The sequence below is a fragment of the Providencia sp. wls1914 genome, from assembly GCF_009706645.1.
In the GTDB taxonomy this organism is placed as follows: domain Bacteria; phylum Pseudomonadota; class Gammaproteobacteria; order Enterobacterales; family Enterobacteriaceae; genus Providencia; species Providencia zhijiangensis.
Map to the genome: position 1 here is coordinate 239544 of NZ_WLUN01000008.1, position 14528 is coordinate 254071.

The 14528-nt window shown below is 45.8% G+C and carries 8 protein-coding genes and 5 pseudogenes; all 13 read right to left on the minus strand.

Features of this window, described 5'->3' with window-relative positions:
• Positions 1 to 15: 15 nt before the first annotated feature.
• Positions 16 to 1395, minus strand: a complete 1380-nt coding sequence (gene thrP / locus GKR74_RS07310; RefSeq protein ID WP_108478785.1) for a bifunctional threonine/serine APC transporter ThrP — start codon at positions 1393 to 1395, stop codon at positions 16 to 18.
• A 233-nt stretch (positions 1396 to 1628) separates the two neighbouring features.
• A complete protein-coding gene (gene wecG, locus GKR74_RS07315; RefSeq protein ID WP_036948834.1) occupies positions 1629 to 2366 on the minus strand; it encodes a lipopolysaccharide N-acetylmannosaminouronosyltransferase in 738 nt (245 codons plus the stop codon).
• 10 nt (positions 2367 to 2376) lie between these two features.
• Entirely contained in the window at positions 2377 to 3732 is a 1356-nt protein-coding gene (gene wzyE / locus GKR74_RS07320) for an ECA oligosaccharide polymerase (RefSeq protein WP_154603085.1), read from the minus strand.
• Positions 3705 to 4811, minus strand: a pseudogene (locus tag GKR74_RS07325) (TDP-N-acetylfucosamine:lipid II N-acetylfucosaminyltransferase). The gene wzyE and the pseudogene GKR74_RS07325 overlap by 28 nt, the downstream one beginning before the upstream one ends.
• Positions 4799 to 6058, minus strand: a pseudogene (gene wzxE / locus GKR74_RS07330) (lipid III flippase WzxE). Before wzxE ends, GKR74_RS07325 begins: the two co-directional pseudogenes overlap by 13 nt.
• The gene (gene rffA / locus GKR74_RS07335) at positions 6058 to 7188 is read right to left on the minus strand and encodes a dTDP-4-amino-4,6-dideoxygalactose transaminase (protein WP_154603088.1); all 1131 of its coding nucleotides are present in this window, start codon (positions 7186 to 7188) and stop codon (positions 6058 to 6060) included. The pseudogene wzxE and the gene rffA overlap by 1 nt, the downstream one beginning before the upstream one ends.
• The gene (gene rffC / locus GKR74_RS07340; RefSeq protein WP_286270049.1) at positions 7175 to 7915 is read right to left on the minus strand and encodes a dTDP-4-amino-4,6-dideoxy-D-galactose acyltransferase; all 741 of its coding nucleotides are present in this window, start codon (positions 7913 to 7915) and stop codon (positions 7175 to 7177) included. The genes rffA and rffC overlap by 14 nt, the downstream gene beginning before the upstream one ends.
• Positions 7896 to 8774, minus strand: a pseudogene (gene rfbA, locus GKR74_RS07345) (glucose-1-phosphate thymidylyltransferase RfbA); the annotation flags it as partial. The gene rffC and the pseudogene rfbA, both read right to left, overlap by 20 nt.
• Before the next feature lie 8 nt (positions 8775 to 8782).
• Complete coding sequence (gene rffG / locus GKR74_RS07350) at positions 8783 to 9856, minus strand: dTDP-glucose 4,6-dehydratase (protein WP_195848755.1); 1074 nt, start codon at positions 9854 to 9856, stop codon at positions 8783 to 8785.
• Positions 9835 to 11109, minus strand: a pseudogene (gene wecC, locus GKR74_RS07355) (UDP-N-acetyl-D-mannosamine dehydrogenase). Before wecC ends, rffG begins: the two are co-directional and overlap by 22 nt.
• Positions 11109 to 12236, minus strand: a pseudogene (wecB, locus tag GKR74_RS07360) (non-hydrolyzing UDP-N-acetylglucosamine 2-epimerase); the annotation flags it as partial. The pseudogenes wecC and wecB, both read right to left, overlap by 1 nt.
• Positions 12237 to 12332: 96 nt before the next feature.
• Entirely contained in the window at positions 12333 to 13391 is a 1059-nt protein-coding gene (gene wzzE / locus GKR74_RS07365) for an ECA polysaccharide chain length modulation protein (protein WP_181477695.1), read from the minus strand.
• 29 nt (positions 13392 to 13420) lie between these two features.
• The gene (wecA, locus tag GKR74_RS07370) at positions 13421 to 14506 is read right to left on the minus strand and encodes a UDP-N-acetylglucosamine--undecaprenyl-phosphate N-acetylglucosaminephosphotransferase (protein WP_181477696.1); all 1086 of its coding nucleotides are present in this window, start codon (positions 14504 to 14506) and stop codon (positions 13421 to 13423) included.
• Positions 14507 to 14528 lie beyond the last annotated feature (22 nt).

Sequence of the window (14528 nt, forward strand, 5' to 3'; positions counted from 1 at the left end):
ACCCACAAAATATTTTTACGATGGGCTTTTATCGTGGCGACTAAAGCTGCGGATCACAAAATAAAGCCCTGAAACCGTCAATAAAAAGATAGCCCCGACAATCAGTGACAAACGCGTTTCTGGGTTAATCGCCATCCCCACTAGCACACAGGCTAAAAACAGCAGTGTGGCGTAGTTCACCCATGGAAACAGAATCGATTTAAACGTATGCCCTGCCATCTGCTGCTGGTTCTGCTTACGAAAACGTAGCTGGCTGGTCAAGATCACTAACCAAGGCACCATTCCTGGCAAGACGCTCGCACTATATACATACACAAACACCTGCTCAGGGTTTGGGATGATGTAGTTCAAGCTCGACCCTGCAACCAAGCATAAGATAGTAAAGCCGACACAACGCGCTGGAACGCCGTTTTTCGTCAGTTTTAATAGTCCACTCGGTAACTGCTTATTCTGTGCCAGCGCGTATAGCATACGCCCACCGCTGTACATGCCGCTATTGCAGCCAGATAATGCTGCGGTGAGCACCACAAAGTTAATGACCGCGGCGGCCGAGACAATCCCCACTTTAGCGAATGTCATCACAAACGGACTGCCTTGTTGCCCGACTTCCGTCCACGGGAACAGCGTCACCACAATAAAAATGGCGCCGACATAGAAAATAAGAATGCGCCACAGAATATTATTGATGGCTTTTTTCAGTGTCACTTGTGGGTTTTTGGCTTCTCCTGCGGTGATCCCGACGAGCTCAACACCTTGATAAGATGCCACCACGATACACAGCGCAAATAAGAAACCTTTCCAGCCGCCAGCGAAGAATCCGCCATGCTCGGTCAAATTAGCCAATCCAATCGGTTCGAAATTATTGCCAAGACCAAAGAAAATTAGCCCCAAACCAATCAAAATCATCACGACGATTGTGGTCACTTTGATCATCGCAAACCAAAATTCCAGCTCGCCGTATAGCCTCACTGCGGCGAGGTTTGCCAGTGCCACCAACGCGACGGCAACCATCGCAAATATCCACTGAGGCACATCAGGGAACCAATACTTTGCATATTCCCCGATTGCGGTTATCTCTGAAATTCCAACCGCGACCCACATAAACCAATAACCCCACGCGGTTAAACATCCCCAAAAAGGGCTTAAATATTTATAACCAAATGAAGCAAATGAACCAGTGACTGGCTCTAGAAAGAGCATTTCGCCCATAGAACGCATGATGAAGAAGACAAATAGCCCTGCGATAATATACGCCAGTAGTACGGATGGCCCCGCCCACTTCAACGTACTCGCTGAGCCCATAAATAGCCCAACTCCAATTGTTCCGCCCAAAGCAATCAGCTCAATATGACGGGCTTCTAGCCCTCGCTGAAGACCTTGCTGTGGCTTATCCATAATTTCCCCTGTCGATAATAACCATTCGATATTCGCAGCTCTAATAGCCATAACTTTTTAGTCATCGCGGCTGGTTGTCGAAAATAAAATAAAAAATACAATCCCCCAAGATACCGTGAGATCCCTTAGGTTGCATCTATTTTTGAACAATTACAGGTATATTTGAAGCGAGAATGGAGGCGCCAGAAATAAATAAACCCGCATTACGCGGGTCTATTCAGTAAGAAGAAGGCTTAAAGCTTACCACCGTAGTAGTAGCCTAAAAACTTCAGCAATTTAAACTGTCGTTTAATTCGCGTTGGTTGGGAAAGTAAGCGATACAGCCATTCTAGCCCTAAGTTTTGCCAGACTTTAGGCGCACGCTTAACGTGACCGGTAAACACGTCATAAGTCCCACCGACGCCCATATACAGCGCATCAGGATGCACGACACGGCAATCACGCATAAAGATTTCTTGCTTCGGAGAGCCCATCGCCACGGTCACAATCTTGGCACCACTCGCGTGAATACGCTCAAACAGCGCACTGCGATCTTCTGCCGTAAAGTAGCCATCTTGGGAATCCACAATGTTGACATTCCATTGTGCGCGTAGCTTCGCTTTAGTTTGCTCAAGAATTTCTGGCTTACCACCGACTAAAAATACTGGCGTGCCTTCTTTTCCTGCGCGCTCCATCAAGCCTTCCCATAAATCGGCACCTGCCACACGAGAAACCTCGGCTTTCGGGTATTTACGGCGAATAGCACGCACAATGCTGATCCCATCAGCATAAAGGTATTCCGCCTGTCCTAATAAGGTATTCAGCGCGGTATCTTGCTCTGCGATCATCACTTTTTCTGCGTTGATAGCCACAAGTGTGCCTGTTTTGGTCTTACCGTCAGCAAACAGATAGTCCAAGAAATGGGCCATGTTTTTAAAGCCCCAAATATTATGACCTCTGATGCTATATTGAGGAATTGACGACTGTTCCATGATGCTCCTTTTAACGGCTTTCCCGTTGACCACTTTTTAAATATGAAGCGGCTTTAATACGAATAAGACCGGCACTTTCAAATAACCAGTACAGTAATTTAGCTAACACTAAACATAGTCCGAAGACTAAACAGAAAAAGACCACGCGCGAGACAAAGGAATCAACCCCTTCGCGAGCTAATACAATCATGTTGAAGATGGCACCGAAACAAAATGCCTGCATAATCGCGGCCTTGTAACGATTGGATTCTTTTAGACTTAAACCATAAATCCAGTCAAACCATTTAATGATCATACCCACCACGATCGCGCCCAGCGGGATAAACAGCACACCCCCCATGACCACCAGAGAGCCAATTAGCGTAGGAGAAATCGCTAATCCAGAATGGTTATTCAGCACTTCCCACGTAAAATAGTTAGCTGAGTTTAATACCGTATCAGGACGTTCAGGCCATACCCATGCAGGAATAAACACATAGAAATCACGGATAATCGGCGCTAAACCTTGAAATTCCATTTGGTCATAATAGCTGAGCAATAATCCTAAGTTTTCCCACGGCGAGAACGTATCACGGGTTAGATACAAGAAAGTGTAAAACGCTTCAGCACCGCTCACATCAAGACCGTAACGCTTGAGAGCTAACCAGAACATCCCAACAATACTTGCCACACCTGCCGCCGCCAGCATCCAAAGCGTGATCCAGCCTCTGACAATCCCGATAAATAGGAACAGGGCAAATGCCAAGATAATATTGGCACGGGTTCCGCCCACAATTACATAGGTTAAGAAACCGAATGAGACCGTGCTGATCAAGAAGAAAATCCAGCGTTTTTGCGTGGGTTTCAAGAAATAGACAATCAGCATTGCAGGGATAAAGAAGTAGAAAAAGCGCTTCAATGCCACGCCCGACACCTGACTGGAAAATATCTGGCTATAGGATTTCAACTTAAACAGCAAGAAGCCGTTATCCATGAAGAAAATACCTACAGTAACCACCGCCACGGCAATTAGTAGCAGACAGGTCAGATTGGTTTCCACCTTATTCATGCTAAATACGGCACGACGCTGGGTATCCACGCGCTTAGTTAAACGCGTTTTGTACGTCACATAGTAAATGGCATAGAAGCTGGTTGACGCCAGCATGGCATACATCAAGTAATCGGCAGGGACTATCGCGACATCAAACTGGAAAACCAATGCGCAAGTCAGTGGGAATCCGAAGTAAAACGTCAGTAAATACAATAAAGTAAAGAAAATATTAAAATTAAAGCGCACGCGTAAAAACTCTTTATACATCAGCGTGCCGATAAAGATAATGGAGATTAGGTAGATAAGCGCTAAGCCACCCAATTCAAGCAATGTCATGCTTTCGCCTCCGCGATGCTGAGGATCTGTTTCCAGCCATCAGTAAAGTTAGGCGCAAAGAATTCAATATGCTGTTTATTAAGCGAATTCATTTGGCGTTGTGCTTCATCCACTAATGGCAGAGTTAGCTCATCACCATAGAAAAAGACCGGGACATTCTGCGCCGTTAAATCTTGCCAGAAGGTATTTTGGCGGCTAATGACAAAAGGAATAGAGAACTGAATAAGCAAACAGACCGTTCCAACCCCTTGTTGGCGATTAAAAATAAAGTAGCCAAGGTCGCAGGTTTTCAGCAAATTCAGGTAATCATCGAACGCCATACGCTCTTTAAGGATATCCACCTGCCCTTGAGGGAATTCGCTCTGTGCTGCTTGCTCAACTTCTGCAATGTAGTTTTGGTTATTCGCTGGGTAGCCCATTGGGACTATCACTTTCACCTTGTCGCCAAATTGCTGTTTAATCGCGCTCAGTGCTTCTACATGACGATTGGAGCGGTCACCCGAGTTACCGAGCAGGATAGTTAGCTGCTCGCCCTCACGAGGCTGACGTTCGTTTAGCGTCAATGCCGGATCCATACGTGTCGGGAAATAGAGAACCGACGATGGCACATTAGGATTCGACTGTTGGAAATGGCACAAATCTCCCCGCGTTGCACAAACGTGCCCCACTTTCTTTTGTGCCAGACGACGAAGAATATAAAATAGCTTAAATTTCAGCGAGCTAGATTCTTCATAGAGATCAGCCCCCCAAATATGCCACCAAAATTGATGGGATTTTATCTTGCCAAAAAGCAGTGCTAACCAAATTGGCGCATTAAATTGCCCATGGAAGAAAAAGCGTGTCCGACGTTCCACTTTCGCGCGACGAATTACGCTATCTGCAATAGATTGTTTGCTGTCAAAAACTTCAATTTCAAGCATCGGATAGGCAGCAGCGAGCTGCGCATCCTGGCTCACCACCATAAAATGCGGCTTTTGTGACGGTGCCATCTCTTGGCAAATAACGTTATTAAAAAACGTTAAAACCGTCTGATTATGATGCGGGAGGTCAGATCCCAGTACATGTATTAAGGTTGTCATGCTCGCCTACGGTAGATCAAAAATACGCAACAACAGAGAGTAAAATATACGATATAGGTCGCCATATAGGCTTGTGTCGCCCCCACGGCGCCATGTTCAGGAATAAACCAATGGGCAAAGCCCGTTAACAGAACAAATTGGCTCACTTCCGTAAGAACATAAAAACGCAGTGCCGCTTTCGCGATGACCAGATAACCAAAGACGTAAGCACCCACTTTCAATACGTCGCCGACCAGCTGCCAAGCGAACAGGTCTCTCATCCCTGTAAACTCTTTTGAGAACAGCAGCCAAATCGCAAAATCACGCAGCAGCCAAACCGTAAAGCTCACGGCGGCAACAGCAGGTAATACAAACTTCAATGCCTTAACAATTTCGGCAGAGATTTCATTTTTATGCTGTAAACGGGATAACGTCGGCAGCAAATAGACCGAAAATGTTGCTGTGATGAATTGTAAATAGGCATCCGAAATCGTGGTGACGCCCGTCCATAATCCTACTTCATCCCAGCTATAGGTTTGTGCCAGTAAATTTCGCATCATGATATAGGCGACTGGCAGCGTAATCGCCGTCAACATCGCCATGATAGTGAATTTACCAAGATTAGTGGCAATGGCTTTATCCCACGCAGGTTTGAGGGATGACAACGCAAACTGTTTACGTCGAATAACCATACCTGCCGCAGGCAACACCACCAACGCAGGAACCAATGCTAACCCTGCAAGTGCGCCATCATAACCACCCATTAGATAGCATAAATAATAGGCGACTACGCCGATTATGCTACCAAAAATGATGGCCGTCGCATTCCCCGCAGCGTCTCGGTAGCCTTTCAAAATCGCCAAGAAATAGTTCGCATATGCGATACCCATTTGAATCAAGGCAACCATACGGATCACGCCACTGTATTGCTCAGTATCAAATAGTGCGGCACTGATCGGGGCACTGCATAGCAAGAAAATAATCGCCAGTAACGTTGAAAATCCGAGGATTATCGTGGAAGACGTTCCCAGCACAGCCCGTAATTTCTGCGGATCTTGATGGTGTTCTGCCACATATTTTGTGACGCCATTGAAAATCCCAGCACCAGACAATACGCCTAGCACCGTAATTAATTGGCGGAAGTTCCCCGCCAGACCCACACCACTCGGGCCAAATGAGACTGCAAATAATTTGACGATCAACAGGCCCACCCCGATTTTAATCAGGGTAGACCCAGCAGTCCAAACCGATGCTTTAGCGAGTGACATTAGGCAAAGAACGCTTTGATTCGCTCAATAACCACTTGTTGCTCGTCGTCTGTCATGTTGTAGAACATTGGCAGACGCACTAAACGGTCACTTTCAACCGAAGTGTATTTGTCTTCACCGTGGAAATAACCGAATTCCATTCCAGCAGGGCTGGTGTGCAGTGGCACATAGTGGAATACCGTCAAAATACCATGAGATTTCATATATTCATTAAACTCAGTGCGCTCTTCCACATCTTTGAGTTTGATATAGAACATATGGGCATTATGTTTCAAATCTTCCGGCACGGTGGCTAACACTAAACGACCTGCAGCTACCAGCGGTTGTAACGCTTGATAATAGCGATCCCACAGCAGTAAACGGCGTTCGTTGATTTTGTCGGCTTCTTCTAACTGCGCCCATAAATAGGCAGCTTGTAAGTCAGATAACAGGTAGCTTGAGCCGATGTCGCGCCAGGTATATTTGTCCACTTGACCACGGAAGAATTGGCTGCGGTTTGTGCCTTTTTCACGGATCACTTCTGCACGGTTAATCAACGCTTTATCATTGATTAAGGTCGCACCACCTTCACCACCTGAAGAGTAGTTTTTGGTTTCATGGAAGCTATAGCAGCCAATATGACCGATGGTACCCAATGCTTTACCTTTGTAGGTAGACATCACGCCTTGCGCCGCGTCTTCAATCACAAATAAATTGTGTTTCTTCGCGATAGCCATGATGGTGTCCATTTCGCAAGCCACGCCAGCGTAGTGAACAGGAACAATTGCACGTGTGCGATCAGTGATTGCCGCTTCAATTTTGGTTTCATCGATATTCATTGTATCTGGACGAATATCCACGAACACAATTTTGGCACCTCGTAACACGAATGCGTTAGAGGTCGATACGAAGGTAAAGCTTGGCATGATGACTTCATCGCCCGGCTTAATATCAATCAGGATCGCTGCCATTTCTAATGAAGCGGTGCAAGACGGTGTTAACTGGACTTTCGGACAGTTAAAACGTTTCTCCATCCACTCTTCACAACGCTTAGTGAAACCACCATCCCCGCACAGTTTGCCACTAGCCATGGCCTGCTTCATATACTCAACTTCAGTACCTACAACGGGTGGTTTATTAAATGGAATCATGTTGTCCCCTGTATAACCAATATGCTGTGCTGGCGATTGCCGCACCGCTACGTGAATAAAGATTTAACGCCGCAACATTGCTCATTTGCGTGGCAACATTTAACTGTCTTTTTTGGTGTTGCACACACCACTGATACGCTGCTGACATTAATTTCCGACCGATACCGCGTCCTGTTGCATTTGGCGTTGCCGCTAACAGCCCAATTCTAGCTGTATCTGCATCAAGGCTACGTAGGCTAACGAAACCTAAAATATCACCTGCATTATCTCTAAGGAGTAAACAGGTGTGGTCAAAGGTGCCAAGAACGGCTTTTTCTATCCATAATGCATAAAACCGACCGCTGTCCCCTTCATGGTACCAAGGGGTTCTAAAGCGGCTGTTACTAAACACAGAGGCGGCGGTGTCACGCAGAGAAACAATATCCCCTGTTTGTGCAACAACCACATTATCCGTCTCTGATAACGCTGTGTTTAGATAAGCATTTTCTGTGCCAATAGTTAACGCAAAATCAATTTCGCCTTCAACAAAACTGAACCCCATACTGGCTAGCTCATCGATTTTAGCTGTCTCGGATGCCGCAACTTTCGCTTGCACAATCTCAAACTTATCCAATTGATAAGAAAGAATAATTTGTGCATCAGTCGCGGCGAAATCCAGTTTCGCCGTTGAACGTTTGAAAAAATCAGATTCCCAATCTAGGGGATCAATATTGGCGCGGACGGACACGAAGTAAGTCCTCTAAGTATTTGCCATAACCTGTTTTATTCAGGCGAGCGGCGGCTTCTTTAACTTGGTCGTCAGACAACCAGCCATTACGCCATGCAATCTCTTCTAAACAAGCCACTTTAAAGCCTTGACGTTTCTCAACGGTCTGAACAAAGGTTCCGGCTTCAATTAAGCTGTCATGAGTGCCTGTATCTAACCAAGCGAAGCCACGACCGAGCAGCTCAACGCTAAGCTCACCGCGCTCTAAATACATTTGATTGATGGAGGTAATTTCCAGTTCACCACGTTCGGAAGGTTTTACTTGCTTAGCAAAATCAACCACTTGGTTATCATAGAAATATAAACCCGTCACTGCCCAGTTTGATTTTGGTTTTTTTGGCTTTTCTTCGATAGACAACGCTTTGAAATTGTCATCAAACTCCACCACACCAAAACGCTCAGGATCCATCACTTGATAGCCGAATACTGTCGCGCCCTTTTGACGTGCCGCGACTGACATTAATTTAGGGCTGAATGAGTGACCGAAGAAAATATTGTCTCCGAGCACTAAGCAGCAAGAGTCCCCATTAATGAACTCTTCACCAATGATAAACGCTTGAGCCAGTCCATCTGGAGAAGGCTGTTCCGCGTAGCTCAATTCGATTCCAAACTCATGACCATCGCCCAGTAAACGCTGGAACATTGGCAAATCATCCGGCGTCGAAATCACTAGAATTTCGCGGATCCCTGCCAGCATTAACACTGACAGCGGATAATAAATCATTGGCTTATCGTAGATAGGCAGCAGCTGTTTTGAGATGCCGCGAGTGATCGGGTGCAAACGTGTTCCCGAGCCACCAGCCAGAATAATACCTTTCATATTGCCTCCTAGCTGCCTAAGCCTAGACGTTCGCCGGCATAGGAGCCATCTTGCACACGACGCCACCAAGTTTCATTGTTTAAATACCACAGCACCGTTTTACGGATCCCGGATTCAAACGTCTCTTCTGGTGTCCAGCCTAATTCACGCTCAATTTTATCGGCGTCAATGGCGTAGCGCATATCGTGACCAGGACGGTCTTTCACATACGTGATTAAGTCGCGGTAATGAGCAACCCCTTGAGGTTTCTGCGGGTGCAGCTCTTCAAGTAATTCACAAATTGTTTCAACCACTTGAATATTACGGCGCTCGTTATGGCCACCAATATTGTAGGTTGAACCCGGCTGTGCTTGAGTCGCTACTAAATGCAGCGCTCGCGCATGGTCTTCCACAAACAGCCAGTCACGAATTTGCTCACCTTTGCCGTACACTGGCAGCGGCTTACCGGAAATCGCATTCAAAATAATCAATGGGATCAGCTTCTCAGGGAAGTGATAAGGACCATAGTTATTTGAGCAGTTGGTGATCATGGTTGGTAAACCATACGTTCTCTGCCACGCACGCACTAAGTGGTCGCTAGACGCTTTTGAGGCTGAATATGGGCTGCTTGGTGCATACGGTGTAGCTTCCGTAAAGAAGCCATCTGGACCTTCCAAGTCGCCATACACTTCATCAGTTGAAATGTGATGGAAACGGAAAGCCGCTTTTTTACTATCTTCAAGTGCAGACCAGTAATGACGCGCCGCTTCTAACAAGGTGTAAGTACCCACGATGTTAGTTTCGATAAATGCCGCAGGGCCATCAATCGAACGGTCTACGTGGCTTTCTGCCGCTAAATGCATCACGACATCAGGTTTGTGTTCAGCAAACACTTTATCCAATGCAGCACGGTCACAAATGTTCACTTGTTCAAAAGCATAGCGCTCGCTATTGGCGACTTCCGCTAATGATTCCAAATTGCCCGCATAAGTTAAGCAGTCAACCACAATCGCGTGATCTTTTGTGTTTTCAATCACATGACGAACAACAGCAGAGCCGATAAAGCCGGCTCCACCTGTAATTAAAATACGTTTCAACGCCATACTCCTTTTGTATCCACAACCCATTTTTGTGGGATAGCAGAACCTTGGATACCTTTAAACAGGTTATGGTCGACTAACATCAGGATCACATCCGCTTCGCTCACGGCAGTTTCAATAGAAACCAGTTCAGCAATACCTTTCAGTGCCGTTGGTAATTCGTGAATATGCGGTTCCACCGCAAATGTTTTACCTGGGTTCCAGTTCGCAACCATCTTGGTGATGTGCATTGCTGGGCTTTCGCGCAGGTCATCGATGTTTGGTTTGAACGATAAACCGAAACATGCGATTTTGATTTCATTCGCTTTTTTGCCAGTTTCCACTAAGCAATCGGCCACCGCCGCTTTTACTTGATCAACAACCCAAATTGGCTTGCCATCGTTAACTAAACGCGCAGTGTGGATTAAACGAGATTGTTTTGGGCTTTGAGCCACGATAAACCACGGGTCGACCGCGATACAGTGACCACCAACGCCTGGGCCCGGCTGCAGAATGTTCACGCGAGGGTGACGGTTTGCAAGGCTAATCAGTTCCCAAACATTGATATCTTGGTCTGCACAAATCAGCGATAACTCGTTAGCAAATGCGATGTTAACGTCACGGAAACTGTTTTCCGTTAACTTACACATTTCAGCCGTTCTTGAGTTAGTGATTACACACTCACCTTCTAAGAAGATGTTGTACAGTTCGCTAGCACGCAGTGAAGATTTCGGTGTCATCCCGCCAACAACACGGTCATTTTTGATCAGTTCAACCATCACTTGGCCCGGTAGTACGCGCTCAGGGCAGTATGCCACATCGATATCTGCTTCTTCACCAGCTTGGTGAGGGAAGGTCAAATCAGGGCGAGCGGCGGCTAACCACTGCGCCATTTGCTCAGTCGTACCCACTGGAGACGTAGATTCAAGGATCACTAAGTCGCCTTTTTTCAGGACTGGTGCGATAGACTCAGCTGCCGCTTTCACGTACACCAAATCAGGCTCGTGTTCACCTTTGAATGGTGTAGGAACAGCAATCAGGAATGCGTCTGCGGGTTGTGGCTTGGTGAAGGCTTTTAAGTGACCTTCTTCAACCGCTTTTTTCACCACAACATCCAGCTCAGGTTCCACAATATGGATTTTACCTTGATTGATAGTGTCAACAGCATGCTGGTTGACATCTACGCCGACAACCTGCTTCTTACGAGATGCGAAGGCTGCCGCTGTTGGTAAACCGATATAACCGAGGCCGATAACAGAAATAGTTTCAAAACTCATAATTTCACCTGATTGCTTTTTAATGCTGCAAGAATACGCTGACAAGCATGACCATCACCATACGGGTTATGTGCGCGGCTCATTTCGTGATATTCCGCTTCATCTGTCAGTAACCGATTAACTTCATTTACAATGGTTTGTGTATCTGTTCCCACTAAACGAACTGTCCCTGCATCAACCGCTTCAGGGCGTTCGGTGGTATCTCTCATAACTAAAACAGGTTTGCCTAAAGATGGCGCTTCTTCTTGAATACCACCGGAATCCGTTAAAATCAGATACGCATGGTTCATCAAATAGACGAACGGCAGATATTCTTGAGGACTAATTAAGATAATATTATCAATACCATGCAGAATTCGTTTTACTGGCTCGCTCACATTTGGGTTCAAGTGAACTGGGTAAACCACTTGAACATCAGGGTGCGCTTGAGCGATATCCGCTAATGCATGACAAATACGCTCGAAACCGCCACCAAAACTTTCACGGCGGTGGCCGGTCACAAGCAACATTTTTTTATTTGGATCGATAAATGGGTAATTTCCGGCTAATTCAGCCATCATATTTTGGTTACCCATGACCTTCTCTTTGACCCACAACAGCGCATCAATGACTGTATTGCCAGTCACAGAAATATGGCTATCGGGAATAGATTCATTGAGTAAGTTTTGGCGCGAGTTTTCTGTCGGCGCGAAATGGTATTGAGCAAGGTGTCCCGCAATTTTACGGTTACCTTCTTCTGGCCATGGCGAGTAGAGGTTTCCTGTGCGCAGTCCAGCTTCAACATGCCCAACTGGAATGCGATGGTAGAATGCCGCAAGACTGGTTGCCATTGTTGTGGCGGTATCGCCGTGCACAAGGACAACATCCGGTTGGAAATCCGCAAATACTGCCTTTAATCCTTCCAAAATACGGCAAGTAATATCGGTTAAATCCTGACCTGGCTTCATAATGTTGAGATCATAATCGGGCGTGATCTCAAATAAGTTCAGTACTTGATCTAGCATTTCACGGTGCTGAGCGGTGACACACACTTTCGCTTCAAAGTCTGCATCATCAGCAAGAGCATGAACCAATGGAGCCATTTTAATGGCTTCAGGCCGTGTGCCGAATACAGTCAATACTTTCACAGTGACTCTCTTATATTTTCTTCGCAGTTTACTGCTTTCTTTAGTTTTAATGATGCTATTTCGCCACCGACCTTGCCGCCGGTGGCGAATATGACATTACGATGGGCGACGGCGAGACAGTACCACTCCGGCACCTACTAACATACCAATTGCACCCCACAGAACAGCAATAAATGCTCTGCGCGGACTATCGCGTTTGATTGGATCTTCAGGCGTTCGCAGATAACGATACGCATGGAAATTATCTTGAAGAACAGGTTCAACATTCAGCGTCGATAACATCGCCACATTCTGATCATAATCTGTATCAAAATCTGGACCTGTTGCTTTTAACGTCTCAATTTGAGCTTGCAGTAATGGAACACCTAACATGAACATTTTTGAGTCAGGAATTTCATCCACTGGAGCAGTCGTTTGATTACGTGAAATACCTTGCTTCTCAGCCACTTTAAGAGCTTGTTCAAGGCTATTTAGACGACGGTCATACGCTGCCGTTGCTACCATCGCTTCACGTTTAACTAACGCTTTCATTGATTGGGTTTTGGTTGCCCACGTCCCTTTCAATTCATCATTCAAATTTGTCGTTGCACGCTGATTAGCAAACTCAATATATTCACGTAACAGTTGATTGCTGTCTGTTGCTGTTTCAGCTACTAACTTCACGCTATCTGTTGGGTTTTTGAGTGCATCAGCTGGCGTATATTCGATATTGTTGATCAGCTCGTCCAACAATGCCGCATCCGCTTTCGGGTCATTTTCCAAGCGTTGCTTATAATACTCAGTACCTAACCAAAATTGGCGGCGAGTATCGTAAGAACCTAATTGTTTGGTAAATTCTTCATAAGCTTCTTTGGCAATCGTTGGTAGCTGCCCTTCTTGCCCCACCGCATTAATACGAGAATCAAGGTTGCGCAGAAATTGTTGCTGAGAATAATAACTTCCCAGATTGTTCACAGTCGGTAAATCCGTGATAGCCGTTGTGCTCCACTTCGGCTGCATAAAATAGGATGCTCCCAGTGCAATCGCAGCAAAAATCACTGCACATGCGACGATCCAAATTTTACCCTGCCATAGTGAACGGCATAAATCACGAATATCTAACTCCGCTTCAAGCGAGGTTTGATGTTGATTAGGTTGCGTTTCTGAGTTATTCACTGCACAGAACCTCTATAGTTCGTTTGTCGTTACCGGACCGCACTCTTACGCGCACGACGTCTAATTCGCTTGATAAAACGGGCGACTTTCCATGCTCGCTTGATGCAGTAACCATACATCATAAATACAAGCAAAAATAATGCCAACATTACCCATTCAGGAACGAATGAAAGGCGCTCGCCAATAATACCAATACACGCAAGAATTGCCGCAGCCAATGTGATGATTACAAATGCCCCTTTCGGGGTAAAACCTGAGCGCATAATCAAGTGATGAATATGCTGACGATCCGGTGAGAATGGACTCATACCTTTACGAATACGGCGGTACATAATTGCCACCATATCCATAAGCGGAATAGCAATAATCCATAATGCAGTCACAGGGTTTATTGGATGGACATCTTCTTGTGTTGAAGCAACAAGGATCCAAATAATGGTAAAGCCAATCAACGTACTTCCCGCATCACCCATGAACACTTTAAAGCGACGCCCTAAAACGCCCATATTCATGAGGATATAAGGAAGAATAGCTGCTATAAATGCAAAACACCAAAACGCTAACGCATAGTTACCATTCTGATACAGTAAGAAACCAAGGGCTCCAAAGGAAACCGAGGACAATCCGCCTAATAAACCATCGATGCCATCAACCATGTTAAAGGCATTGATTGCAGCCCAAACGGCAAATAAGGTGACGATATAACCAAATGGCCCAAGTACCAGTTCCCAAGGACCAAATGCATGGCCTAGAGACTCTAACGACAACCCACCAGCTGTCATCATGACGACAGCGACGATAGCTTGAACCCCAGCGCGTAATTTCACGCTGATATCAAACCTATCATCCAGAGCACCAACGAACACTAAGAGCCCCGCACAAGCAATATATAGCCACTTATGGGGAATGTATTCTTCCGTGATCATAAACGCGAAGCAAACGCCAAAGAAAACAGAGATCCCTCCAACGAGAGGAACCAATCCTACGTGTTTCTTCCTGAAATTCGGTTTATCAACCAAGCCAATTTTTTTCGCCACAATACGCGCGACAAAAATAAAAGCTAAGGTAAACAAAAAGACATAGAAGAGATTACTTACAAAGTGTGTGCTATCCACTGTTCTACTCTCTTATATTTCT

Bases quoted from the DNA above. Each gene is read 5' to 3' on its own strand.
- wecG (WP_036948834.1), bottom strand. From the start codon at position 2,366: ATGGAACAGTCGTCAATTCCTCAATATAGCATCAGAGGTCATAATATT.
- rffA (WP_154603088.1), bottom strand. From the start codon at position 7,188: ATGATTCCATTTAATAAACCACCCGTTGTAGGTACTGAAGTTGAGTAT.
- thrP (WP_108478785.1), bottom strand. From the start codon at position 1,395: ATGGATAAGCCACAGCAAGGTCTTCAGCGAGGGCTAGAAGCCCGTCAT.
- rffG (WP_195848755.1), bottom strand. From the start codon at position 9,856: ATGGCGTTGAAACGTATTTTAATTACAGGTGGAGCCGGCTTTATCGGC.
- wzyE (WP_154603085.1), bottom strand. From the start codon at position 3,732: ATGACATTGCTTGAATTGGGTGGCTTAGCGCTTATCTACCTAATCTCC.